Origin of the sequence: Bacillus cereus group sp. BfR-BA-01383 (genome assembly GCF_022663495.1) — a bacterium.
Taxonomy (GTDB): Bacteria; Bacillota; Bacilli; order Bacillales; family Bacillaceae_G; genus Bacillus_A; species Bacillus_A cereus_AU.
Window position 1 is genome coordinate 49389 of the sequence record NZ_JAKUFP010000012.1, and the last position, 23312, is coordinate 72700.

The following is a 23312-nucleotide window of genomic DNA, read 5'->3' on the forward strand; positions in this document are numbered from 1 at the left end:
ATTCTTATTGGAAAAGGAGAATTGAGTTGAAAGGAAAATACGTCATGTTTTTATTGGTGGTTTTACTCGCGGCGTGTGGCCAAGCTGAACCAAAGAAAGAACCCAAAAAAGAAACAAAACAAGTAGAGGAGACGGTGAATGAAGTGAAAGAAACTGTAGAGATAACCGTTATACAAAAAAAACATAAAGAGAAACAGTTAAAAGACTCAGAAGCTAAGTTAGTAATAGATATTATAAATAAAGCAGAAAAACAAGAAGTAACAGGTAGTTTTGGTGAACCGGAATATGAAATACAAATTAGTAGAGATGGGAAAAAAGAAACATATTATGCATGGTTAAGAGGGGAAGATCGACGAGGATGGGTGCAATATAAGGATGACATGTATATGCTGAATGAAAAAGATACGGAAAAACTTCTGGAGGTGTTCCCAAAAAATCCAGAACAAAAAGAAGATGAGGTGCAGGTAGGTCCTTTAACGGAAGTAACAAAAAAAGATTTGCAGATTACTGCGTTTCATATTAAAGCAGGTGATCAAAAAGTGAATTATACGGTACGTTATACGATTTCACAATCACTATACAACAAGTTAGTGAAGGAACAAGAATATTATTTGCAACTCATTTTCCCGGAAAAAGTTCAAAAAATAATTGGAGCAAAAGAGAGTGAAATCATTTCAGCTGAAAAAGTCAAGGAAGGGTATAAGCAGTACGAATTGAATGTTACTGTACCGATAAAAGATGCTTCATTGTCACAATTAAAAGCATTAGAAACATATTATGAAAATTACGATTTAAAAATATTAAATAGTAAAAAAGAAAAAATAGGTGTTTTTCAAAATGTAATTCAAATTGTTAAAGAATACGGTGAAAAAATGAATTTACAAAGATAAAGTCAAACTTTAATGAGTGGGTGTTCATCTCCCTATTGATTATTAGCCCTCACCAATTAGCAGCCGGGTAAATGTGAATCGTAATGTCTATATGGCCTTTCCTAGGAAATGATAATAGAGAGGGAAAGAATACCCTCTCTATTATTTTACTTTTGCAGATGGCTCATTCATGGATTTTCGTGTAATAAGAAATGAAATCATAAGAGCGGAAAGAATGATAAGAGCAATCAATAAGTGATTTGGCAACCAATCTAATAACAATACGTAACTAACTGTATAAAAAATAAGAGTTGAAGCTAGAAACGATAGAGCGCCTATCATAAGAGATTGTAATTTCATTTGTATATACCTCCTTTCATTTATATTTTCGGCTAAAAATGGATGATATAAACATTATTTCTAAGAAAAGAAAAAAATATGTCATAATAGGGAAAAGAGTAAGCTTTGATGAGTGAATATATCTCGTTAAAGAGAGGTAAAGGGGAGGACTATGAAAAATAATAAAAAAGGATTATGGGGAATTATTGTTACAATAGGGTTATTTTTACTGTCTAAGTTAAAGTGGGCATTTGCAATTTTTAAATTAGCAAAATTCTCAACAGTATTTAGTATGTTCTTATCGCTGGGGGCATACGCGGTTATATATGGATGGAAATTTGGGGTAGCGCTCGTTTATTTGTTGTTTGTTCATGAAATGGGTCATTTATGGGCTGCGAAAAGAAAAGGGATACCAACATCGCCAGCGATCTTTATTCCATTTATGGGAGCTCTTATTGGCATGAAAGAAATGCCGAAAAATGCAAAAGATGAAGCTTATATCGCCTTTATGGGGCCTCTTTTCGGTTTACTTTCATTTTTACCGGCTATGCCATTATATATAATAACGAAAGAGCCATTTTGGGCGCTTATTATTTTGCTTGGAAGTATGATCAATTTCTTTAACTTAATTCCAGTTTCGCCGTTAGATGGTGGCCGAATTATTTCAGTTGTAAGTACTAAAATTTGGGGAGCAGGGCTTGTTTTACTGCTCGGTTATTCCATTTACTTTAAAAGTATTTTGGGAGGATTTATTGTTATTATCGGCTGTATGGAACTATATAGAGTAATAAAGAGAGATGAGCCGATTAAGGAATTAGGATATAGAGTTGATGAAATGAAAGAATATGTTGCTAAGCTTGAAGGGGAATTAAAAGAAACTGGTGCGGTGCATCGAACTATATATATGATGCATCATGAGATGAATGTATTGAGACAAAGAGAGCGTGAGAAAGAATTAAAAACAGGAGAACTTCAAAAAATCGAAGTGTTAGAGTACCTTTTACCAAAGTTTGAACCGCTTGATTACGTCCCGTATGAAGATGAAAAAGAAACGCATACAATTCATGTACGAGAAGCGTTTGAAATGTCAGAAAGAAAATTAAATGAATGGGATACAGAAAAGAGACAACAAGAAAACTATTATAAAGTCGATACGAAAACGAAGTGGACAGTATTTGCGTGTTATATCGGATTAATGGCTATACTGGGTTATACAGCTTATGAAGGGTATATTGTTTTACAAGAACATTTACCACGGAGAAGTTTGTAGAAAAATAGTGTCGAAATGACAAGAAGGATTTAAACAGGAATTACATTTCTACGAGAGAATGTTACAAGTGTAACAGTACATTGTAATATTCATAGTAGAAAAGGAGTTCTGTATATGAAGAAATTGCTAAATGTGTTTGGTGTTATTATCGTGATGATAATTGCGAGTTATAGTCTTATGAAAATATTATTACATTATGCGAATAAGCCCGCTGGGGTAAGTACAATAGCTCAAATAGAAGATGTGCAAGAAGAGACAAAAGTGCTTGATTTTATTCGTATGACACATGAAAGTTATAATAATTTTTTAAATTATGGTAAAGCAGAGAATTATACAGACGGGGACTGGAATCAATTTAAGCAATGGTTTCAACAACAAGAATCATCTTTAAAAAATATACATACAGAAATAAAGAATGAAAAAATAAAACGTGATGTAAATAGAAGTTATGAAATTGTAAAAAAAGGTGTGGAACTTCAAAATATTGAGTATGTAGTGTATGCTCATCGTGTATATCATGACTTGGATATTATCGTAAATAAATATAGGGGCGAGACGAACATATGGGGGTATACAGAGTTTGGAGATGGGAAAGATATAAAAGTAATTGAACAAGCTATACAAGAAAAACAATAAGCTAACTAGAATTCTAGTTAGCTTATTTTCTTTTGTAAGTGCATTGTTCATATATTTTTCACAAAAACACCATGTTAATAGTGATTAAAATCACAATATGTATTATACAATTCAGTTAAACTAAAAACAGTTAAAGAAACAGAGGAGTGGGATACAATGTTAAGTGCAAAAACAATTGAAATCGTAAAGTCAACAGTACCGTTATTACAAGAAAAAGGCGTTGAAATTACAACAAGATTTTATCAAATTTTATTTTCAGAACATCCGGAGTTATTGAATATTTTCAACCATACGAATCAGAAAAAAGGAAGACAACAACAAGCGTTAGCAAATGCTGTTTATGCAGCTGCGATGTACATTGATAATTTAGAAGCTATTATTCCAGTTGTAAAACAAATCGGTCATAAGCATAGAAGTTTAGGTATTAAAGCAGAGCATTATCCAATAGTAGGTACATGCTTACTACGAGCGATTAAAGAGGTCGCAGGCGCACCAGACGAAGTTTTAAATGCATGGGGAGAAGCATATGGTGTTATCGCTGATGCATTCATTAGCATTGAAGCGGATATGTATGAAGAAGCTGCACATAAAGAAGGTGGATGGAAAGATTTCCGCAACTTTGTGATTGTTAAGAAGGTGAAGGAAAGCGACGTTATTACATCATTTTATTTAAAACCTGAAGATGGCGGGAAAGTTTCTTCATTCATCCCAGGACAATATGTAACGATTCAAATAAATATTAAAGGTGAAACATATACACATAATCGTCAATATAGCTTATCTGACGCTCCAGGAAAAGAATATTATCGTATTAGTGTAAAGAAAGAAAAAGGCGTAGATACACCAGATGGTAAAGTATCTAATTACTTACATGATCATGTAGGGGAAGGAGATGTCTTACCAGTAAGTGCACCAGCGGGAGATTTCGTATTAAATATGGATTCGACATTACCTGTTGTACTAATTAGTGGTGGAGTAGGTATTACACCGATGATGAGCATGCTAAATACGTTAATTGAACAAGACTCAAAACGTAATGTATGTTTTGTACATGCGGCGATAAATAGTAATACACATGCGATGAAAGAACACGTTAAGGCAGTAGACAATGAATACGCACAAGTAAAAGCATATACTTGCTACTCTTCACCGACTGAAAAAGATTTAGAAATGAAGAATTTTGATAAAGAAGGATTTATTGAAGGCGAATGGTTACAATCTATTATTCCGACAACTGCAGCAGAATTTTATTTCTGTGGTCCGGTGCCATTTATGAAGCATATAAATGCTGTATTAACTGATTTAGGTGTGAAACAAGAGCACATTCATTATGAATTTTTCGGTCCAGCAACAAGCTTACAATAGATTAACGTTGAACAAGCAAAAAACGAGGTATTATTTTACCTCGTTTTTTGCTTGTTCTCTTAATAAGCGATTTACTGTTTCACGGCGTACACCTATCAGTTGACCAATTTCACTTTGCGTTAATATTTCATAAATAGGGATATCACCTAAATATAAGGTGAACCACTCTTGTAAACGATGAAGTCGTTCTTTCGGAGATACGGTTGTTAATTGATCAATACGTTGTTGCATCATTCTTAATTTTGATTGCAATTGCATAGCGATGTTGGCATATGCTTCAGGATTTGCTTGAAGTTTATCGTACCATTCGCTACTCATAATAGGCTCTACTTCTGTTTTTATTAAAGCGATAGCTGTACCGTGATATTCTTTCGGTGAAATTAAAGAATGGTGAGGTATCGTTTCGCCTGGAACGATAATGTTAAATAAAAATGGTGTTCCATCTTCTTGTAGCCTCACCACTTTTAATAAACCTGTTTTAATAAAATATAAAGGACCGTCTTCACCTTGACGGAATAGTACATCTCCTTTGTGTAGAATCAATGTTAGCCCCCCATTTAAACATTTCTATTTCTACTATTGTAGCTTATATGTATAAAGACAATATGCTATTTAAATAGCAATTTCATTGACGAAATGTATGCTATTACAGTAGTATACTATTTAGTGTGTAATAGTACTAGCAATGAATACGCTGTAGGGGGTTTAGTATATTGTTAGATGCGATGAATATGACGGATATGAGAATTCCGGCGAATGCTACCGTTCATATAGAAGAGATGAAAGGTGGAGTTGTTCTATCCGTTGAAATAGACGGCCAAATTATTTATACAATGGCCTATGATGAAGAAACAGATAGTTATGCTGAATTATATGATCGAAACGATAAGAGGGCGTGCCAAGTACATGAAGACTTTATGGGATGGTCACTTCTTCACTAAAAAGATGTCAATATGACATCTTTTTTTATTGAATCGATAGATTATACAACGAAATGAAATATATGGATAAGATTTGTAATAAATGATTTTGCATTGTTAACACTTTGTAACTGCAGGTGAGCCATTTTTTCGTTATCATTAAGATAACAGTCGTAGCTATAGGAGTGGTCAACTTGAGGAACGTACATATTTCAAATTTTATGCTATTAGGTGTTTGTCTCATCTTACTTGTTCTCCTTGGAACGTTTTTATATTCATGTGTATAAGAAAAAACGCATTCTAGAAAGAACGCGTTATAAAAATGAAGTAATGATTAATCTAGTCCCAAGAATAATTAATGTGATACGTAATAAATTAATTACGGCATTACCGCTTAATTTTGTGTTAATATAAGCCCCGATCTTTCCGCCAATCCATGCACCAGGAATAAGAATTAATGCATAGGTCCAGCTAACATTTCCAAGGGAGATGTGAGTTGCAGAACTTACAATTGCTGATAAAAATACGATAAACATCGAAGTTGCTACTGCAATGTGTGCTGGGAATGCAAAAAGAAGCATCATTGCTGGAACAAGTAAGGCACCGCCACCAATTCCAAATAAACCAGATATAAATCCGACTATAAAGGCGATAAAGATAGCGAGAAGCGGTGGAAATTGATAGTTTACAGTATTTCCTTCGTTATCTGTAAAAGAACGCTTAATTACAGTCATATTTGATAAGGAAAGAGGTTTTAATTTGTCTCGTAACATAAGAAGAATGGAGACGAAAATAAGGAAAACCCCAAAATATAAAGAAAATGTATCTTGGTTTAAAAATTTGTTTGCCCATGATCCGATAATACCACCAGGGCCACTCCCGATAAATAAAATAAGTCCACTTTTGTAATCTACTCGTTTATGCTTCATGTAAGTAAGGGTGGAAGACAGTCCTGTAAAAACGACTGTTATCATAGAAGTTCCTACTGCGAGCTGTGGGGATAAACTGTGTAAGCCAATTAATAACGGAACGATAATAATTCCGCCCCCGAGTCCAACTAGGCTCCCGACTGTCCCGGCGATTAGTCCGATGAAAAGTAACATGATGTATTCCAAAATTGCCAACTCCTCTAAATAACTTATCCACCAATTATTATACACGCTTTTCAATAAGAAATAGGGCTGTTCACAAAAAAGTCGTCTTCCTAGAAAAATAAGGAAGACGACTTTTAATTAAAAGATTAAGTGTAATAAATAGTACAATAAAGCAGCTATAGAAGCTGAAATAGGAAGTGTAATTACCCATGTAATTAACATGCGTTTAGCAGTTCCCCATTTTACACCTTTTACACGGTGAGAAGCACCAACCCCTAAAATAGAAGAAGAGATAACGTGCGTTGTACTAACCGGTAAGTGAATGAATGTTGCACCGAAAATAACAAGTGATGATGATAAATCAGCAGCTACACCATTTACAGGACGAATTTTCATAATTTGTCCACCGACAGTTTTAATAATTTTCCATCCACCGACAGAAGTACCAAGACCCATTGCAGTTGCACAGGCTAATTGTACCCAGAAAGGGATCTCGTCAGAAGTATGATAGTTATTGGCCATAAGAGCCATCGTAATGATTCCCATTGCTTTTTGGGCATCATTCGTACCGTGTGTAAAGGCTTGTAATGCTGCAGTGAAAATCTGGAATATACGGAAGTTTTTATTCGTTTTCGTTAAGTTAAAGTTTTTAAAGACGACTTTAAAAATACTATATACGATATAACCAATAACAAAAGCGATAATCGGTGAAATGATTAAAGCTTCAAGAATTTTTGTGAACCCTTTAAAGTTTAATGAACCAAAACCAGCAGCAGCGATTGCTGCGCCTGCGATTGAGCCAATGATTGCATGCGAAGAACTACTTGGAATACCATAGTACCAAGTGATTAAATTCCATGCTATTGCCGCAAGCAAAGCAGCTAAAATTACAAGAGAACCATTAGGTAAAGCAAATGGGTCAACGATATCTTTTGTAATAGTTTTTGCTACACCTGTAAATGTCATCGCACCTAAAAAATTCATAATAGCTGCCATAATAATTGCATGTCTAGGCTTTAGAGCTTTTGTTGAAACAGCCGTTGCAATAGCGTTTGCTGTATCGTGAAATCCATTGATAAAGTCAAAAGCTAAAGCGCAAATGACTACTAAAATGGTCAGTATCAAGAGTGTATCCATGATCAAACTCCTTACGCGTTCTTCATAATAATTGTTTCTAATACGTTTGCAACGCTTTGGCAGCTATCTGCTACTTCTTCAAGCTCTTCGTAAATCTCTTTATATTGAATAATCTTAATCGGATCTTTTTCACGAGAGAATAAGTTCTTAATCGCATGACGGCGAATATCATCACATTGTGACTCGTAATCCTTAATCTTAATCGCATTTGTACGAATGTCGACTAATTTTTTGTTAGACATTAATTCAACAGAGTTTGCAATCTCAATTGCACATTGATTAATTGCTTCAACGAATTTAATCATGTATTCATCAGCTTCTGTAATAGAATACATTTCGAATAGACCAGCACTGTGATCTAATCCGTCTAATACATCATCCATACTCATTGCAAGTTGTAGGATGTCCTCACGTTCAATAGGAGTAATAAACGCTTTGTTTAGCTCCATAATGATTTCGTGAATAAATGAGTCACCTTTTGACTCATATTCTTTCATGCGCATAGAAAATTCTTTTAAATCGCTAGCATTTTTAATTTTATACTCAACGAAAAACTGCGCGCCTTCTTTTAAATTTTCGGAAACGTTCATTAGCATTTCAGAAAATTTATCTTTTTTTGATTTAAAGACCATTATTGTTACCCCCACAAAAGTAATATATGTAAAATATATTGGCTAGTCAATTCTAACAAAAAACTGTCGTTTTTTAAAACATTTTATCGAAAAATTTACAAAAACTTAACATAACTCACATTGTTGCATTAATAATATTAATACTTAATGGTGAATATCTTACTTGTAGAATGTCCTTTTCTTGTAAAAAGTATGAATGTGAAAGAAAAGCTTTACACTATAGGAACCACTACGTTATTATAATAAATTTAAAAGGAGGTATATTCTTCCTTTTTAAAAAAAGAGTGTAAACAAACGAAGGAAGTGAACAAATGAAATTGAAGAACACTCACTTTAAAAAAATGCTTGAGTGGTTCAACAAGAGGAAGAAACTTCGTAATTCATTAATTGTATTAGGGAGTTTGTTCGCTACTATATTTATTGCTATAAATATAATAATTTCCATTCAAGATATATCTGCATTAAAACAAGCTGTTCCGCAACCGACTTTAATTTACGATGCAAATAATGAAGTTGCGACCAAATTAGCTTCTTCTAAAACAGAAGGTGTTAAAAGGAAAGATATTCCAGATGTTATGGTGCAGGCAATTGTTGCTGTAGAGGATAAGGAGTTTTTTAAGCATCGCGGTATTGACTATAGTGGAATTATAAGTGCCGTTTTTAAAAATCTCACCGCAGGAGAAGTTGTAGCAGGTGGCAGTACTATTACACAACAACTTGCGAAAAATGTATTTTTGACACAAGACCGCACATACTCACGTAAAATAAAGGAATATTTTCTAACAAAAAAAATAGAACGTACTTATACAAAAGATGAAATTATTGAAATGTATATGAATCAAATTTATTTTGGCGAAGGCGCTTGGGGGATCAAGAGAGCGGCTAAATCTTATTTTGATAAGGATGTAAAGGATTTAACAATTTCAGAAGCTGCAACGATTGCGGGATTGATTAAAGCTCCATCTGCGTATTCGCCCTATAAAAACTTTAATAAATCAATTGAACGACGGAATGTCGTATTAAGTTTAATGAAAGAACAAGGATATATTTCTGAAGAACAGTACAATAAAGAAAAAGAGACAGGGCTTGTATTAAGACGTGGTGTTGATGACAAATATAAGGGGAAATATTCTCAATATGTAGATTATATTATTAGAGAAGCAATGGACAAGTATGAATTAACACAAAATGAAATTTTAGCAGGTGGTTATCGCATTTATACGGAACTTGATCCGAAAAAACAACAAGCTGTAGAAGATGTTGTGAATAATGATAATTATTTTAAAGATAGTGGTTCAGATCAGCTCATGCAAACTGGAGTGGTTCTTATGAATCCGAAAACTGGCGGTGTTCCGGCTTTAGTTGGGGGCCGAGGTCCGTATCAATTTTTACAGTTTAATCATGCAACGCAATTAAAAAGGCAGCCAGGTTCAACATTAAAGCCTCTTGCTGTGTATGTGCCAGCGTTAGAGGAAGGATATGAAGTATACGATGTATTAAAAGATGAACCGTTTAATATCAAAGAATATGCACCACAAAATAGTGATCATACGTTTCATGGTAATGTGACTATGTATGAAGCTGTGGCAAAGTCGTACAATGTTTCAGCTGTTTGGCTATTAGAGCAAATAGGATTAGATAAAGGATTGAATTCTTTAGAGCGATTTGGTATCCCATTAGAGCCTGAAGACCGTACGTATCCGATTGCTTTAGGCGGGATGCATGTAGGGACTTCTCCATTTGTAATGGCTCAAGCATACAGTGCGTTGGCAAATGATGGTGTTCAAGTGGAAGCTCATGCCATTAGAGAAATCCAAAATGCTGAAGGGGAAACAATTGGAAAATGGTATAAGAAAGAGACACGTGTAACGAGTGAGAAAATTGCTCAAAAGATGACATACTTATTAAAAGGTGTTGTCGAAAAAGGAACGGGTGAAAAAGCGAAAGTTAATAATATTGATACCGCAGGCAAGACAGGGACTACCCAGCTTGTAAATGGACCAAGCACTGGTGCGAAGGATTCGTGGTTTGTTGGATATACACCGGATTTAGTAGGTGCGATTTGGGTAGGATATGATAAAACAGATAGCGAGCATTATGTTCCGGGAGGGAGTCAAATTACGACGACGATGTTTCGGGATATTATGAAAAAGGCGAATGCAAACCCAGCTCAAAAAGCATTCCAGTTATCGCTAATACCTGAGGCTGACTACAAAAAACAATTGCAAACAATTGAAGAGGAAAAACGAAGAAAAGAAGAAGAAAAGCGAAGAAAAGAAGAGGAACAACAAAGAAAACAAGAGCAACAAGAATGGTTTGATAAAGTGAAGGAGTGGATTCCATCATTATGGTAAAAGAAAGAGGCGAATAACGAGATTCGCCTCTTTTTTCTGTGGAAAATAAAGTGGAAATTTGATTAGTGGGATTTTGGCAATCTCCACTGATTATTAGTCCACACCAATCGGGATAGATGATATTACTCGTTTAATGTAACATTTGCATTACCAAAATATTGAGAATCGTATGTGACGATTATTTCCCCCCTACTAATAGGTTCATAAGGCAATTCTTCTTCGAAATGACCATTATTTTCATTATGGATAGTAAGCGTTATTTCATCAATGTCTTTATTTTTATATTGATCTTTAATTGTTTCAGCAATTTGAAGTAGGTTTTCGTAACTAGAAGCTTTTGTAATAACCATTCCTTTTATAACCTTTTTTTCGTTATGAGTATCAGAAGAATAAGGGACGCTACTTTGCTTTGTATACAGAAGTTCGTATGGAACTGTTTTTCTCTCTGCTTTTGATATAGTGGAATATTTTAGAGTTAAAGAAAATCCTACACATAAAATAATGCATACCATAAGACCAATCCAAATGCGTATTAGTGATATAACTCTCATTTTCATCCCTCTTTCATATCTTTGACTTCACTATTTATCATACAAAATGAGGATTAAGATAGAGTAAATTTGAGGTAAAGAAACGTAAAGAAGGAGCACTTATCCTCCAAAATAAGTGCTCCTTTCTATTTTAGCAAGAATAATTAAGAGATAGAGAAAGATTTATATAATACAAAGAAGAATAGGATAGAATAAAAAACTACACGCCAATTGTTAAGTTGTATCTAACAATTGGCGTGTAGTTCGTGGAACAGTCTATTATTTGTATTGATTTATTCTTTCATGATTTGTGCTAGGGAAAATTGGAATAGAAATAGTGAAAGTTGTACCGTTTTGATTACTAGTCATTTTTAATGTACCGTTATGATTTTGAATAATCTTCTTCGTTACTGATAAGCCCAATCCTGTTCCTGAATCTTTTGTTGAGAAGAATGGATCAAAGATATATTCTTGAATAGCTGGAGGAATACCAGTTCCATTATCTGTGAATGTAATCCGGACGAAGTTATCTAGGCGATAACTAGTGATTTGAATAGAAAGAGGTTTTTCACTTTGAGCATCGACAGCGTTTTGAAATAGGTTTAAAAAAACTTGTACGAGTTCATGACGATCAATATTGACTAAAATATCATCTAAGTCATTAGAAAACTTATAATCAATTGAAATGTTATGCAAAAAGACTTCACTAGCTAGTAACTGTTGAATATACTCGCGTAAAAATGTATTAATGGGAAATGATTCTCTTGTACATTCGCGTGTTTTTGAAATAGCTAAAAATTTTGTAATAATACTATTTGCACGATCTAATTCAGGAATAAGTAAATTTTTAAATAAGTCTTTATTAGATGAAGAAACACTATCTTGTAAAAATTGTAAGTATCCCCGTACTGTTGTAAGTGGGTTACGTACTTCATGTGCAATCCCAGCTGCAATTCGCCCTGCTAATGAAAATTTTTCTGCATCACGTTCTGTGTTCAAATAATGGAAGACGCTAATTACTCTAAAAATCTCTCCGTTATAATCACGAATAATTCGGTTATTTACAATACCGTAGTTTTTGTCTAAAACCTCTTCATTATATATTTCAGTTCCTGTTTTTAATGTTTCAATAGCTTTAATTTTTTCTTCAGGCAAGTTTAGCAATTGTTGAATTGGCTTTCCAATGATTTCATTTCGTATTACGCCAAAATCATCTGCAGCAGCTTGATTACATAAAGTGATATTCCCTTTACTATCAATAAAGGTCACATGATGTGAAAAAGCGTCAAAAATATGAAGAAAGTGTTCTTCAAGTTGTTCAAATAAAAATAATGAATCGCAAGTAAGTTGAAAATCAGCCTCTTTATTCTCTTTTCGTATGTTTTGAATGGAATGGGTTGTTTTTGTTTTTTTTATTTGTAAACCAATATGTGGACTTTTATATGTGAAATGATGTGGCAATTGATTCACAAGTTCTTCATAAAAACGTACTTTATTTTCTAGTTCTTCAATTCGTTTTTCATGAGATAAAATAGCATCGTTTGGAAGCATAAATAAGTAACTCCTCAATTTAAAAATTCTTCCATCTAGTATATCATATTTTTATACGGATACTCTTAAAGAAAGAGCTACTTAATAAAACTGATTAGCCGAAGTGATTGGGGAGTAGGCAGAGTGAATGCAAGATGAAGGTAGAAAGGGAGGAATATGTTTGCTTTTCATTGGAGTGACAGGGTGGGGAGATCATGATTCTTTATATATAAATCCCTATGAAAATAGAAATAAATTACGAACATATAGCGAGAATTTTCCCATTGTGGAAGTAGATAGTTCATTTTATGCGATGCAACCTGCACGAAATTATACAAAATGGGCGATGGAAACACCAAACGATTTTTCTTTTATCGTAAAAGCATATCAAGGAATGACAGGACATATGAAAGGTGAGATTCCTTTTTCTACGTTCGATGAGATGTTTGATGTGTATAAACAATCCATTCTTCCTTTAATAGAGGCGAATAAATTAAAAACCATTTTATTTCAATATCCACCATGGTTTGATTGCAAAAAGAAAAATGTAGATTTCCTTCGATATACAAAAGAAAAAATGGAAGGTTTCCCGTGTGCAATAGAATTTCGAAATCAAACATGGTTTTATCCAGAAATGAGAGATAAAACGGTACAGTTTTTAGAACAGGAGAAATGGATTCATACGATTTGTGATGAGCCACAGGCGGGAATAGGTTCGGTACCACTCGTGTTAGAAGTAACGAATTCGGATATGGCTTTAATACGTTTTCATGGAAGAAATGTTCATGGATGGCTTGATAAAGGGGAAAATTGGAGAGCGGTTCGCTGTTTATATCGTTACAACAATAAAGAATTGGAAGAATGGGTAGAACGACTAGAGCAATTAAAAAAGAAGACAAAAGACATATACGTACTATTTAACAATAATTCAGGGGGGGATGCAGCGGATAACGCGAAACAGCTTATGGAAATGATGAACATTACATATGGTGAGCCGAAACCTGAGCAATTAAATTTGTTTGAATGATAAAACAAGAAAGGCACTGTACAAACAGGGGGAATGTACAGTGCCTTCCTATATGAAAAAGAGGGGTAACAATGTTACTGAGCGTTTGGTTGATTCATCAATTGTTGGCTTCGTAATAAATGATAATGGTTATCATTATCATTGTCAATAGTTTTTCGAAAAATAAGTAAAAAAATTTTTATATTTTGAATAGAAATAAAAAAGAACAGCGATTAATGCTGTTCTTTTCCGTTGATGAATTGTTGTAAATCAAAAGGAGTTATCGCTTGGATAAATTCTTTTGAGATGAGTGTTTGAACAAGAGTGCTCTCAGAAATGCTGGCACCTGTTTTCTTTTCGTAAGCTTGTTTTAATAAATCGAGTTTTTCAGCCGTTTCTTGTGGTAATTCAATTGTAAGTGTGTTCATAATTTCTCCCCCTTATTATTAGAGTACCACTACAATATAAGAGAGACAAGAAAAGAGAACATAAAAAAGGTTACCAAATTTTCAAATGGTAACCTTTTTTATGTATAAGAGGTATTAAGCAATACCGATATACTTTAAAGTTTTTGATGGAGTACTATGATCAAAGAAGTGTTGTAAAAATGCAATGTCAACACCTGATTTGTATGCACAATAGCCCCAAGTTTTTCGAAGTGTATGTGAGCTAATCCCTTCTAATCCAACTTCTTTTGCAGCTTTGTTTAAAATGTACCATGCATGTTGTCTCGTAATAGATTTTGTGCCTTTTTGAGACTTTAATAATGGCTCATTACGTTTCCAAGTTTTACGTTCTTTCATGTAGTCTTCGATTGCGTGCTGTAAGTCTTCATTTACAGCAAACCATTTATGTTTCTTTACTTTTTCATTGTAAAATAAAATGGAATGGCGAACATTTTCATTTTCATCGATTACATCACTAACTTTTAATTGTAAGATTTCACTTACTTTTAAGCCAGAATTTACAGCTAATACGAATAATAAGCCATCACGTTTCGAAGATTGTAAAAGTATATTTTTGATAGTTTCTAATTGTTTTTCATTTTGAATAGGTTGTCCTGCTTGTTTCATTTCACGCACTCTCCTCTTTTATATGTGTAAAGGAAAGGATTAACTTGTTTCTTACTATAAAGGGAGAGTGTGAATTTCATGTGAACTCCTAGTGAAATTAAGACAAATTATTTGACTTCTTTTACTTTTTGTAAATTAAAATAAAATACAACGCTATTAGTCGTATTATATACACCGTATTCGGCGTGATGGAGATCTAAAATGTTTTTCACAATAGATAATCCAAGGCCAGTACCTCCAGTATGACGGCTACGAGAAGCGTCTAAACGATAGAATCGATCCCAAATTTTTTCCAGACTTTCTTCTGGGATAGGATTTCCTGTATTTTCGATTTCAACTTGTACTGTATCTTCCATTTCTATAACAGAGACTTGAATTTTTTCTCGATCTGGCGTATAGCGAATGGCATTGCTTAGTAAGTTCACAACTACTTGCTCAATGCGACTACGGTTCGCTATAACAAATATAGAAGAGTCTACATCGATGTTCACTTGTAAATGCTTTTCCTCCATGCTAAATAATAACTTTGTATAGACTTGTTGAATTAATTCACCGATTGAGAATGTCGTCATTTCTAGTTTGTACGTGCCAGATTCTAATTTTGCTAATTCTAACATTTCAACAATTAGTCTGTTCATATTTTCTGTTTCTTCTAAAATAACATCGGTATAATAGGTCGTATCTTTACTAACGCCATCTTTAATTCCTTCTGCAAAACTTCTAATTACACTGAGTGGTGTTTTTAATTCGTGTGATACACCAGAAATGAATTCTTTTCTTGTCTTTTCCAATTGACGTTCACGTTCAATGTCTTGTTGTAATTTTGTATTGGCGACATTTAATCGATCGATTCGGTCTTTTAAGTTTACTGATAATGTATTAATACTACCAGAAAGCCCGCCAATTTCATCATCTGCTGTAACAGGTAATTTCTCGCTAAAATCAAAATTAGCCATTTTTTTTGTAACGCGATTAATCTTAATTAATGGCTTTACAATGATTTTTGAATAGTAGAAGGATAACAAAATAATCACGAGAAATACAATGATTAAGGCATAGACATAATAATCTTTTAAGACGAGCATAGCTTCATTGACAGGTTGTAAAGATGCTATCGCAAAAGCGTATTCTGTAATTTTTCCGTTTTCCATAATAGGTTTTACAAAGATACTATTTTTTATATTCTCTCCGCCATCTAGTATATAAGTGTTTAATTCCTGTGAGTTAGCAGTTCCATCTCTAATAATCTCTGCAAAATATTGAACGGCTTGTAATGTTTCAAGATCATTTGCAAGACGAACATCTGCTTTAGTTGGAAGCTGTAACTTAGATACAATACCAGTAAACTCAATTTGAGTTGGAGTTTTGTATCGGTTTGTAAGTCTATTTTTAGAAGGGTTGCCATTAATGGATTGAAAATCTGAGTTGACATTTTCGTTTTGCCATCGATTATAATTCGTTGTCAATTCTAGTGGCGTTATTATATTATCTTGTACAAAACCGACGACGTTTATCACTCCATCTTTTTTCAATCCTAAGTTTTCGAATTTATTATATTCTTCTGGTGTTAAAAGATTATTGAGTGGAATGGAATATGTTTTATTATTTTTAGGATTAATAACATCAATATAGAAATTGTTGTCACTTTTAATAATGCCGTTCGAATTTAAAAATTGCATTTCAGCATTTGTTTTATCATGAAATTCTTGTTTTAGTTTTCTAATCTCTTCATAACTTTTATCACTTTTTTCATAATTATCTACGAATTTTTCAAAAGCAGTTTGAACGGTTTTTACTTTTTTATTAATATAAAATTTCTCTAAAAATAGAGATTGTCCTAGGAAAAATAGGAGGAATATGATTGTGAATAATGTTGACGTTAATAAGAATAGTTTAAAGACGATACTTCTGTTTTTCACTGCGTCACCTCTTATGAGAAATACTGTAAATGATTACTTTATTATAACAAACGTTACAAGAAAGTAGAGGAGAAAATCTGTCTCTTCTGAAAGTAGTTTTTTATATAAAGTCATATAAAAAGAACTCGCCAGACGTATGACAAGTTCTTTAGTGTGTTACTGTTGAATTGCTGCATCTAAAGCGATTTCAATCATTTCGTTAAATGTAGTTTGACGCTCTTCAGATGTTGTTTCTTCGCCAGTGAAGATATGATCGCTTACTGTTAATACAGATAATGCATTGACACCATATTTCGCTGCTAATGTGTAAAGAGCAGTTGTTTCCATCTCTACTGCTAATACACCGTAATCCCCAAGTTTTTTAACCATGTCCATGCTTTCGCGGTAAAATACATCTGCAGTTAAAACATTGCCAACACGAACGTGTAATCCTTTTTCAGTTCCTGCATCGTAAGCTTTCTTTAAAAGGTCAAAGTTTGCAGCTGGTGCAAAATCAAAACCTGGGAATGTTAAACGGTTCATATTAGAATCAGTACAAGCTGTCATTGCAATAATAACGTCACGTACTTTTACGTCTTTTTGAATTGCGCCGCAAGTTCCAACGCGAATTAAATTTTTAACTCCGTAGCTTTGGATTAATTCGTTTACATAAATAGAAATAGAAGGAACACCCATACCTGTACCTTGAACAGATACACGTTTTCCTTTATAAGTTCCAGTGAACCCTAACATACCACGCACGTTATTATAGCAAGTAACGTCCTCTAGAAATGTTTCAGCGATATATTTTGCACGTAATGGATCACCAGGTAATAGAATAGATTCAGCGATTTCACCTTGTTTTGCTTCAATATGTACACTCATGAAAAGTCCTCCTTATAATGTATTGATAGAAATCAATATCATTTGCATTATACACTACGAATCCGTTCAATTAAAATCTTTTTAATTATTTGTAATATGTTCAAAATAGGAGGATTTCATAAATCATAATCTAGAATATATATGTAAGAAGTTTTGTATGAATAGAGACAGTAAAAATGGTAGGTGATGTTTTGAAAAACCTTGTCATTGGACTTGTTGCGTTGTTATTTGTTGTAGTAGGCGGATTTTACATAAAAAAGTATCAGGAAACCACAGAGACTGTAGGTGATGTTCAGGAAGTAAAATGGGATGTGTCAAATGGAAAGGGAAATGAGAAAGTTGATATTTTATTTCAATTGCGAAATAAAAATAATAATGAAGTTCGTGGTGTGAATGATCAAATTCGGGCAGTTATTGTAGATGGGCAGTTAAAACATGTACAACAAATGAAACCTACATTTGCGGGGAATGGTTCATATAAGTTATCTTCCAAAATAGCGAAAGATGAAGGGTATACAATATTTTTATATGAAGAAGAAAATAAGTCCGTAGAATCATTCGCTAAGAAAGATTTTGGGAAAGAAAAAGAAGAGAACAATAAGAAAAAGGTGAAAACCCAAATTGATAGTGTACTTACAAAAAAAATAGGAGAGTATGAAGTTTCTCTTTTATTTGGTGCATTGCATCCGAATGAACCGGCGACGTTAACATTTCAATTCCAAGCAAAAAAGGGTGAAAAATTGAAATTACATTCAGAGAGAGGAGAAGTGGAGGCGCTCTATATCGTGGACGAAACGAGAGAAAACTTTTTATACGCAATACCAGTTGATACAGATGAGCAATTACAATATCGCATTACATTTCCTGTAGAAGGAACATATAAAATATGGGGAGATTTTTATATAAATGGTAAGAAATATGAAAAGGAATTTATTGTACAAGTTCAAAAAAGAAAAAACAGCTAAATGTTTAGCTGTTTTTTCTTTTTCCTATTAATTTTGTTACAGAGAGCATTGTAATTGGTAAAGAATGATTCTTCCTAAATGCTAAATATTTACCGCTCCATGCTGGTTTATATTTTTCTTTAAAGTGTCGTAATCCGCTGAAACTATACGTATAACGAACATTATTAAAGATTGCAGCAGCAACTCGTTCAGACCAAAAAGATTGTGTTGATAAACCAACATTTGAAAGTGGTGCCATACCAATATTAAAGGAGTGGTAGTTATTTTCTTTTGCCCAGTGGAATAAGTGGATGAAAATTGCATCCATAATTCCGCTAGGCGCATCTGGATAATAGCGCATTAAATCAACAGACAGTGATCCGCTTTGATATACGGGCATAAAGGTTGTGAATGCGATGATTTTTCCTTCTGCATCAGATAATGTAGCGATAGGAGCACGGCTAATATATTCACGATCGAAGTATCCGAGTGAAAAACCTTTCTCTTTTTTCCCCCCAAGCCATGCATCTGAAACTTTCCTTAACTCTTCATATAATTCGTCTGAGAATGGCGGCTCATGAATAGCGAATGTATAGCCTTCTCTTTCAAAACGATTGAAAGTAGCCCGCATACCAGCGCGTTTTTTTCCTGTTATTGTAAATGTATTTAAATCAACGACAGCTTCTTCACCAAGTTTAAAGAAGTTATAACCAAAATCATGGTATAAACTCATCCATTTACTTTCGATTTGATAGAATACGCAAATGTATCCAAATCGATCAGCCTCAGCTAAAAACTCTTGCAACACAGTACGGTAGGATGATGAATCACCAATTGGATCACCTAGTACAACAAGACGTTTCCCAGTTATGGAGAAGAGAAGGAGCGCTTTCCCATCACTACTGAAGAAGCATTGTTTATCTCCTAAGAAGCCTAAATGACTAAGTACATTTCCGCCATGTTCATCTAAAAAGTTTTGCAATCTTTTATCGTTAGCTGGTTGCCCGGGAAATTCATTTCGATAACGATTGGCAATGAGTGAGCCAATCAGTAAAAAAGTAGGAACGAAAAAGGCAGCGGCTAATGCGCTTCGTTTCACTTGTGTAATATTACGAACGACAAAATCAGGTTTAAAAGCTTCTTTTGCACCTGCAAATAAAATACCTAGGTTTTTATATAAATATAACGTTACAAGTAAGAATATAAAAACTTTTACGATATCAGAAAGGGAGACTTCTATTTTCTCGCGTACAAATCTTTTTCGAAGCATATATAATACAGCGAGTACGATTAATAAAATAAATGTTTCTTCAATATCAATTCCTTTTAGTGTATTAAAGATAGCCGCTCCAATTAAAGAAACAATCGTCATATAATAAGAACGTTTTGTTCCGTAATATATCCCACGTGAAAGGATTAGGAGGAGAATACCGAATGTTAGCGATAAGCTAAAAGAAAATTGAATGAGATATTTTGGAGCTAGAATATGTAAGGCGTGCGCCCTGTTTATACTTGTTGGTAGAATGGTCGACAAAATAACCATTAAGCCAGCAAATACTGTTAAAGCAGCAGATGCCCATGAACCTAGTTTTCCTAAAAAGTCACGCTGCAAAGTCCATATAACACCAGTTGTTTCTAATGCAGGCGCAATAAAAGGCTTATCTTCAAATTTTTTAATGGCTGCTCCAGTCATTTCAAAAGCTGCAAAAATGAGACCGAGGCAGAAAGGTAAGATGTAATAGACAAGGCGGTATAATAACATAGCAGGCAGTAATACACCTGTATCAATGCCGTATTGTCCTAGTCCAGTTATGAAGACAAGGTCAAATGATCCAAGACCACCAGGAACAAGACTTACGACACCAGCTAAAGCAGCAATGACATACACACCTAAAAACTTTTGAAATTCGATATCAATTCCAAATAATATTAAAATGACGTACATAACAATACCAGCAGATACCCATTCGACTAATGAAACTAATGAGTATAAAACAGTAGGATTTTTCTCTTCTGCTTCTTCTTCTAGTCCTTCGGTTTGTTTTGTTTTTCTATTTTTAAGTTTAGAAAAGCCAATGTATATAGGGACGAAAAGAGCAAAGAAAATAAGAACAGGCCATAGCCACGGCTTTTCATGTAAAATAAAGCGAGTGTCTAATATTCCGATAAGGCCGAGGAATGAAAGAATGGCCAACCCGTTAATAAAGGCAGTTGTCATCCAGGCGATACTTTTAATAAGTTTGCCATTTTCCTTTATGTATGGACGGTACAGCATCGTGCGCACACCAGCTCCAACGAGACCGCCAAATCCGATAAATCCATTTAAAGTATTAGCAATCCATGAGATACGGAAAATCTTTTGGACAGGTATATCAGCCTTTAAGTAACGAAGCATCACATAGTCATAAAAGAACATTGTTGATACAGCAAATGCACCAAGTGTAATTGCTAAAAAGACTCCTCCAGTTGGAATATTTTTAATGGAATCAATCGCTTCTAAGAAAGAAATGCCTGCTAATTCTTTTTTTGCTTGAAAAAATACAATTGTTAATACAACAAATGGGAAGATTATTTTCCCGATTTGTAAGAAACGTTTCCATGAAAACGACATAAATACAACTCTCCTTGTATAAGAAAACTGAGACAATATTATTATTATGACAAACTTCAATAAAAATAAAAAGGTAAATTCCTGTATAGGGAAGCTATTTTTTATATAGGTATATTTAAAAGAATATTTCGTTTGTCAGAAAATTAGGTTAAAATAAAGTGAAAGAAGGAAGAGAGGGGAAACAGATGATAATAATAGGTTATGCGGGGTATGAATTAGAGAAAGCAAAACCTAATACATCAGAAGATTTTTTTAATAGATCTGAAGTGACATACATATTAAATGGTAAGGAGAAAACTTTTTCAGTTTTATACGTTCGATATTTTGAAGAAGTTTTACAAGAAATTACTCTTTTTGAAGGAAATCCAGTATGTAAAGTAGAAGAACAAGACATATATTTGCGGGATATTGTAGCGATATCTTGTTTAGTAAAAGATAAGGAGCTTCGCACACAAAAACGTTTGTATCTCAATAATATAGAAGAATTTCAACAATATTTTGATGCCGATACAGTGGTGAAAGTACAAGAAATATTGGCTGAATTACATAAAAATAAAAGAGTAGAAATTGCGTGAAATGGCAAAGGAGAGAGAAGAAATGTCTAATTTGATGGTTGAAAATCAAACAGAACAAGTTTCTATGTTTTTAGAAGATGTTATTACTTTGATAACCAATTATGTAAATTATCATACGTTGCCTTCTTTATTAGAAGAGACACCAGCAGGGAACGAGCAATATTATAAAGGGTTATTAGCATCAATAAGACGTCTTCTCGTTTTTTGTGAAGAGGGACATGATGCGTGTTTTGTTTTATTGAATAGCCAGCCATTTCGAAAAACAGCAGCTGAAAAAATTTTGTATAAGATTTATCATCAAGTAATTGCAGAGTTTTTTTCACCAAAGAGCGATCACTGGTATGAAAATAGTCGTTCTGCATATACAGGGAAAAACTCTATCGTTTTTCAACAAACACCACCTGCATCTATAGGGCAAGTGATGAAGAGTTTAGAAGGTAAATTTCAATTGATGCGTGAAGAACTAGAATATTATGAGACGGATTACCAAACAAAGATGTTACACAAATACTAATTAAGGAAAAGAAGCTAAGAGGACTTAGTTTCTTTTCTTTTTGTACAGTTATATAAGGGATTTTCTTTGAATATATTTAAGTGGATAGCATTAAGGAGGTGTAACATGAGTCAGCAAGGTGTATTTACAGATTACTTTCATGAAGTAGAAAGCTGGTGTGAAAGTGTTCTTCACGTATTAGATAGCCGTGCAATGGAAGTGTATGATGTCCATATGCTTGCTTATAAAATTCAAACGTTATTAGAGCGCATGAAAGAGCATGAATACGATACAGATGCGGAGTTTATGTATGAAATAAGTGATGATGTAGAACATATTCAGCATCACCTGCAGGAAGTATTTATGCAGGACGAGGGCGAATATGAACTGCATGAAAGAGGGGATAGTGAACGGGCTGTTCCGATTGGAGGACATACACTTCCCCCATTACCTTATCCGTATAATGCGTTAGAACCGTATATTTCTAGAGAGATTATGATGTTACACCATGATAAACACCATCGCAGTTACGTGGAAGGATTAAATAAGGCAGAGAAGATGATGGAAGAAGCGAGAAAAACCAATCAATTTGATTTGATTAAGCATTGGGAAAGAGAAGCTGCTTTTCATGGATCAGGTCATTATTTACACACAATATTTTGGGGTAATATGAAAAAAGATGGTGGTGGAAGTCCAAGAGGTGCTTTTTCACAACAGATCGAACAAGATTTTGGGAGTTTTTTACGTTTTCAAAAACATTTTACAGAAGCAGCCTCAAAAGTAGAAGGTTCAGGCTGGGCGATTCTCGTTTGGGTACCCCGATCTGGAAGGTTAGAAATTTTGCAGAGTACACTTCATCAATTATTTACACAATGGGATACGATACCACTCCTTGTACTAGATGTATGGGAACATGCGTATTATTTACAATACCAAAACCGAAAAGATGAATATATTAAAAATTGGTGGAATGTTATAAATTGGCCTGACGTAGAAAAAAGATTTGAAAGTGCGAAACAAATTGAATGGACACCGTATTAGACGCATATTTTATGCGTCTTTTTTATTAGAAGGAGAAGGAAGATTTCGTTCATATTTTAAAAGGCCAAGCATACACTTGTACAAAAAGTGCCAAAAGGACGTGGGGGGAA

General features: G+C 33.9%; 23 protein-coding genes. 11 read left to right on the plus strand and 12 right to left on the minus strand.

The features are described from left to right. Positions 1-26 precede the first annotated feature (26 nt). A complete protein-coding gene (locus tag MR065_RS13640) occupies positions 27-890 on the plus strand; it encodes a YhfM domain-containing protein (protein WP_141436220.1) in 864 nt (287 codons plus the stop codon). A gap of 141 nt (positions 891-1031) precedes the next feature. Here MR065_RS13640 and MR065_RS13645 read toward each other — a convergent pair whose 3' ends face one another. Further along, entirely contained in the window at positions 1032-1229 is a 198-nt protein-coding gene (locus tag MR065_RS13645) for a hypothetical protein (RefSeq protein WP_242214031.1), read from the minus strand. A 151-nt stretch (positions 1230-1380) separates the two neighbouring features. On the opposite strand from MR065_RS13645, the gene MR065_RS13650 reads away from it, so the two are divergent. From MR065_RS13650 to hmpA, 3 genes are all read left to right on the plus strand, one after another. Next, the gene (locus tag MR065_RS13650) at positions 1381-2478 is read left to right on the plus strand and encodes a site-2 protease family protein (RefSeq protein WP_242214032.1); all 1098 of its coding nucleotides are present in this window, start codon (positions 1381-1383) and stop codon (positions 2476-2478) included. Positions 2479-2592: 114 nt separating this feature from the next. Beyond that, on the plus strand, positions 2593-3114 hold the full coding sequence (locus MR065_RS13655) for a hypothetical protein (RefSeq protein ID WP_242214033.1): 522 nt from the start codon (positions 2593-2595) through the stop codon (positions 3112-3114). Positions 3115-3270: 156 nt separating this feature from the next. Further along, on the plus strand, positions 3271-4479 hold the full coding sequence (gene hmpA / locus MR065_RS13660) for an NO-inducible flavohemoprotein (RefSeq protein WP_242214034.1): 1209 nt from the start codon (positions 3271-3273) through the stop codon (positions 4477-4479). A 30-nt stretch (positions 4480-4509) separates the two neighbouring features. Here the strand turns inward: hmpA and MR065_RS13665 are convergent, their stop codons facing one another. Beyond that, on the minus strand, positions 4510-5022 hold the full coding sequence (locus MR065_RS13665) for a Crp/Fnr family transcriptional regulator (RefSeq protein ID WP_242214035.1): 513 nt from the start codon (positions 5020-5022) through the stop codon (positions 4510-4512). Positions 5023-5192: 170 nt separating this feature from the next. On the opposite strand from MR065_RS13665, the gene MR065_RS13670 reads away from it, so the two are divergent. Beyond that, positions 5193-5420 (plus strand): hypothetical protein, encoded by a 228-nt coding sequence (locus tag MR065_RS13670; RefSeq protein WP_097902360.1) that lies wholly within the window; start codon positions 5193-5195, stop codon positions 5418-5420. 293 nt (positions 5421-5713) lie between these two features. Here the strand turns inward: MR065_RS13670 and MR065_RS13675 are convergent, their stop codons facing one another. The 3 genes from MR065_RS13675 to MR065_RS13685 form a co-directional block, all read right to left on the minus strand. Next, complete coding sequence (locus MR065_RS13675; protein WP_242214036.1) at positions 5714-6514, minus strand: sulfite exporter TauE/SafE family protein; 801 nt, start codon at positions 6512-6514, stop codon at positions 5714-5716. A 117-nt stretch (positions 6515-6631) separates the two neighbouring features. Next, positions 6632-7630, minus strand: a complete 999-nt coding sequence (locus tag MR065_RS13680; RefSeq protein WP_242214037.1) for an inorganic phosphate transporter — start codon at positions 7628-7630, stop codon at positions 6632-6634. An 11-nt stretch (positions 7631-7641) separates the two neighbouring features. Beyond that, a complete protein-coding gene (locus MR065_RS13685) occupies positions 7642-8262 on the minus strand; it encodes a DUF47 domain-containing protein (protein ID WP_000231450.1) in 621 nt (206 codons plus the stop codon). A 311-nt stretch (positions 8263-8573) separates the two neighbouring features. Between MR065_RS13685 and MR065_RS13690 the strand changes: the two genes are divergently transcribed. Continuing rightward, positions 8574-10616: a transglycosylase domain-containing protein gene (locus MR065_RS13690; RefSeq protein ID WP_242214038.1), complete on the plus strand. Its 2043-nt coding sequence runs from the start codon at positions 8574-8576 to the stop codon at positions 10614-10616. A gap of 122 nt (positions 10617-10738) precedes the next feature. On the opposite strand, the gene MR065_RS13695 is transcribed toward MR065_RS13690, so the two are convergent. Together MR065_RS13695 and MR065_RS13700 are read right to left on the minus strand one after the other, a co-directional pair. Next, positions 10739-11167: a hypothetical protein gene (locus MR065_RS13695; RefSeq protein WP_242214039.1), complete on the minus strand. Its 429-nt coding sequence runs from the start codon at positions 11165-11167 to the stop codon at positions 10739-10741. A gap of 258 nt (positions 11168-11425) precedes the next feature. After that, complete coding sequence (locus MR065_RS13700) at positions 11426-12697, minus strand: ATP-binding protein (protein ID WP_242214040.1); 1272 nt, start codon at positions 12695-12697, stop codon at positions 11426-11428. 160 nt (positions 12698-12857) lie between these two features. Here MR065_RS13700 and MR065_RS13705 point away from each other — a divergent pair, with 160 nt between their 5' ends. Beyond that, positions 12858-13703, plus strand: a complete 846-nt coding sequence (locus MR065_RS13705) for a DUF72 domain-containing protein (protein ID WP_097902418.1) — start codon at positions 12858-12860, stop codon at positions 13701-13703. A gap of 212 nt (positions 13704-13915) precedes the next feature. Here the strand turns inward: MR065_RS13705 and MR065_RS13710 are convergent, their stop codons facing one another. The 4 genes from MR065_RS13710 to deoD all read right to left on the minus strand — a co-directional run bounded on the left by MR065_RS13710 (position 13916) and on the right by deoD (position 17538). After that, positions 13916-14110, minus strand: a complete 195-nt coding sequence (locus tag MR065_RS13710) for a DUF3924 domain-containing protein (RefSeq protein WP_001094863.1) — start codon at positions 14108-14110, stop codon at positions 13916-13918. A gap of 114 nt (positions 14111-14224) precedes the next feature. Then, positions 14225-14755 (minus strand): tyrosine-type recombinase/integrase, encoded by a 531-nt coding sequence (locus tag MR065_RS13715; protein ID WP_000806236.1) that lies wholly within the window; start codon positions 14753-14755, stop codon positions 14225-14227. A gap of 107 nt (positions 14756-14862) precedes the next feature. Beyond that, on the minus strand, positions 14863-16674 hold the full coding sequence (locus tag MR065_RS13720) for a sensor histidine kinase (protein WP_242214041.1): 1812 nt from the start codon (positions 16672-16674) through the stop codon (positions 14863-14865). Positions 16675-16830: 156 nt separating this feature from the next. Next, positions 16831-17538 carry a purine-nucleoside phosphorylase gene (gene deoD / locus MR065_RS13725; protein ID WP_000110707.1) on the minus strand — a complete coding sequence of 236 codons (708 nt, stop codon included), beginning with the start codon at positions 17536-17538 and terminating at the stop codon, positions 16831-16833. 176 nt (positions 17539-17714) lie between these two features. Here deoD and MR065_RS13730 point away from each other — a divergent pair, with 176 nt between their 5' ends. Beyond that, positions 17715-18503 (plus strand): hypothetical protein, encoded by a 789-nt coding sequence (locus MR065_RS13730; RefSeq protein WP_242214042.1) that lies wholly within the window; start codon positions 17715-17717, stop codon positions 18501-18503. Positions 18504-18507: 4 nt separating this feature from the next. On the opposite strand, the gene mprF is transcribed toward MR065_RS13730, so the two are convergent. After that, on the minus strand, positions 18508-21093 hold the full coding sequence (gene mprF, locus MR065_RS13735; RefSeq protein WP_242214043.1) for a bifunctional lysylphosphatidylglycerol flippase/synthetase MprF: 2586 nt from the start codon (positions 21091-21093) through the stop codon (positions 18508-18510). Between the two features lie 185 nt (positions 21094-21278). On the opposite strand from mprF, the gene MR065_RS13740 reads away from it, so the two are divergent. The 3 genes from MR065_RS13740 (at position 21279) to MR065_RS13750 (ending at position 23202) form a co-directional block, all read left to right on the plus strand. Further along, positions 21279-21668: a hypothetical protein gene (locus tag MR065_RS13740; protein WP_242214070.1), complete on the plus strand. Its 390-nt coding sequence runs from the start codon at positions 21279-21281 to the stop codon at positions 21666-21668. A 22-nt stretch (positions 21669-21690) separates the two neighbouring features. Next, complete coding sequence (locus MR065_RS13745; protein WP_097902350.1) at positions 21691-22182, plus strand: YpuI family protein; 492 nt, start codon at positions 21691-21693, stop codon at positions 22180-22182. A gap of 105 nt (positions 22183-22287) precedes the next feature. Next, positions 22288-23202, plus strand: a complete 915-nt coding sequence (locus MR065_RS13750) for a superoxide dismutase (protein ID WP_098267200.1) — start codon at positions 22288-22290, stop codon at positions 23200-23202. Positions 23203-23312 lie beyond the last annotated feature (110 nt).

Excerpts from the sequence above, each read along its gene's own strand:
- MR065_RS13645 (WP_242214031.1), bottom strand. The coding sequence starts at position 1,229 with ATGAAATTACAATCTCTTATGATAGGCGCTCTATCGTTTCTAGCTTCA.
- MR065_RS13650 (WP_242214032.1), top strand. The coding sequence starts at position 1,381 with ATGAAAAATAATAAAAAAGGATTATGGGGAATTATTGTTACAATAGGG.
- MR065_RS13655 (WP_242214033.1), top strand. The coding sequence starts at position 2,593 with ATGAAGAAATTGCTAAATGTGTTTGGTGTTATTATCGTGATGATAATT.
- hmpA (WP_242214034.1), top strand. The coding sequence starts at position 3,271 with ATGTTAAGTGCAAAAACAATTGAAATCGTAAAGTCAACAGTACCGTTA.
- MR065_RS13680 (WP_242214037.1), bottom strand. The coding sequence starts at position 7,630 with ATGGATACACTCTTGATACTGACCATTTTAGTAGTCATTTGCGCTTTA.
- MR065_RS13685 (WP_000231450.1), bottom strand. The coding sequence starts at position 8,262 with ATGGTCTTTAAATCAAAAAAAGATAAATTTTCTGAAATGCTAATGAAC.
- MR065_RS13690 (WP_242214038.1), top strand. The coding sequence starts at position 8,574 with ATGAAATTGAAGAACACTCACTTTAAAAAAATGCTTGAGTGGTTCAAC.
- MR065_RS13695 (WP_242214039.1), bottom strand. The coding sequence starts at position 11,167 with ATGAGAGTTATATCACTAATACGCATTTGGATTGGTCTTATGGTATGC.
- MR065_RS13700 (WP_242214040.1), bottom strand. The coding sequence starts at position 12,697 with ATGCTTCCAAACGATGCTATTTTATCTCATGAAAAACGAATTGAAGAA.
- MR065_RS13710 (WP_001094863.1), bottom strand. The coding sequence starts at position 14,110 with ATGAACACACTTACAATTGAATTACCACAAGAAACGGCTGAAAAACTC.
- MR065_RS13715 (WP_000806236.1), bottom strand. The coding sequence starts at position 14,755 with ATGAAACAAGCAGGACAACCTATTCAAAATGAAAAACAATTAGAAACT.
- deoD (WP_000110707.1), bottom strand. The coding sequence starts at position 17,538 with ATGAGTGTACATATTGAAGCAAAACAAGGTGAAATCGCTGAATCTATT.
- MR065_RS13730 (WP_242214042.1), top strand. The coding sequence starts at position 17,715 with ATGGTAGGTGATGTTTTGAAAAACCTTGTCATTGGACTTGTTGCGTTG.
- mprF (WP_242214043.1), bottom strand. The coding sequence starts at position 21,093 with ATGTCGTTTTCATGGAAACGTTTCTTACAAATCGGGAAAATAATCTTC.
- MR065_RS13740 (WP_242214070.1), top strand. The coding sequence starts at position 21,279 with ATGATAATAATAGGTTATGCGGGGTATGAATTAGAGAAAGCAAAACCT.
- MR065_RS13745 (WP_097902350.1), top strand. The coding sequence starts at position 21,691 with ATGTCTAATTTGATGGTTGAAAATCAAACAGAACAAGTTTCTATGTTT.
- MR065_RS13750 (WP_098267200.1), top strand. The coding sequence starts at position 22,288 with ATGAGTCAGCAAGGTGTATTTACAGATTACTTTCATGAAGTAGAAAGC.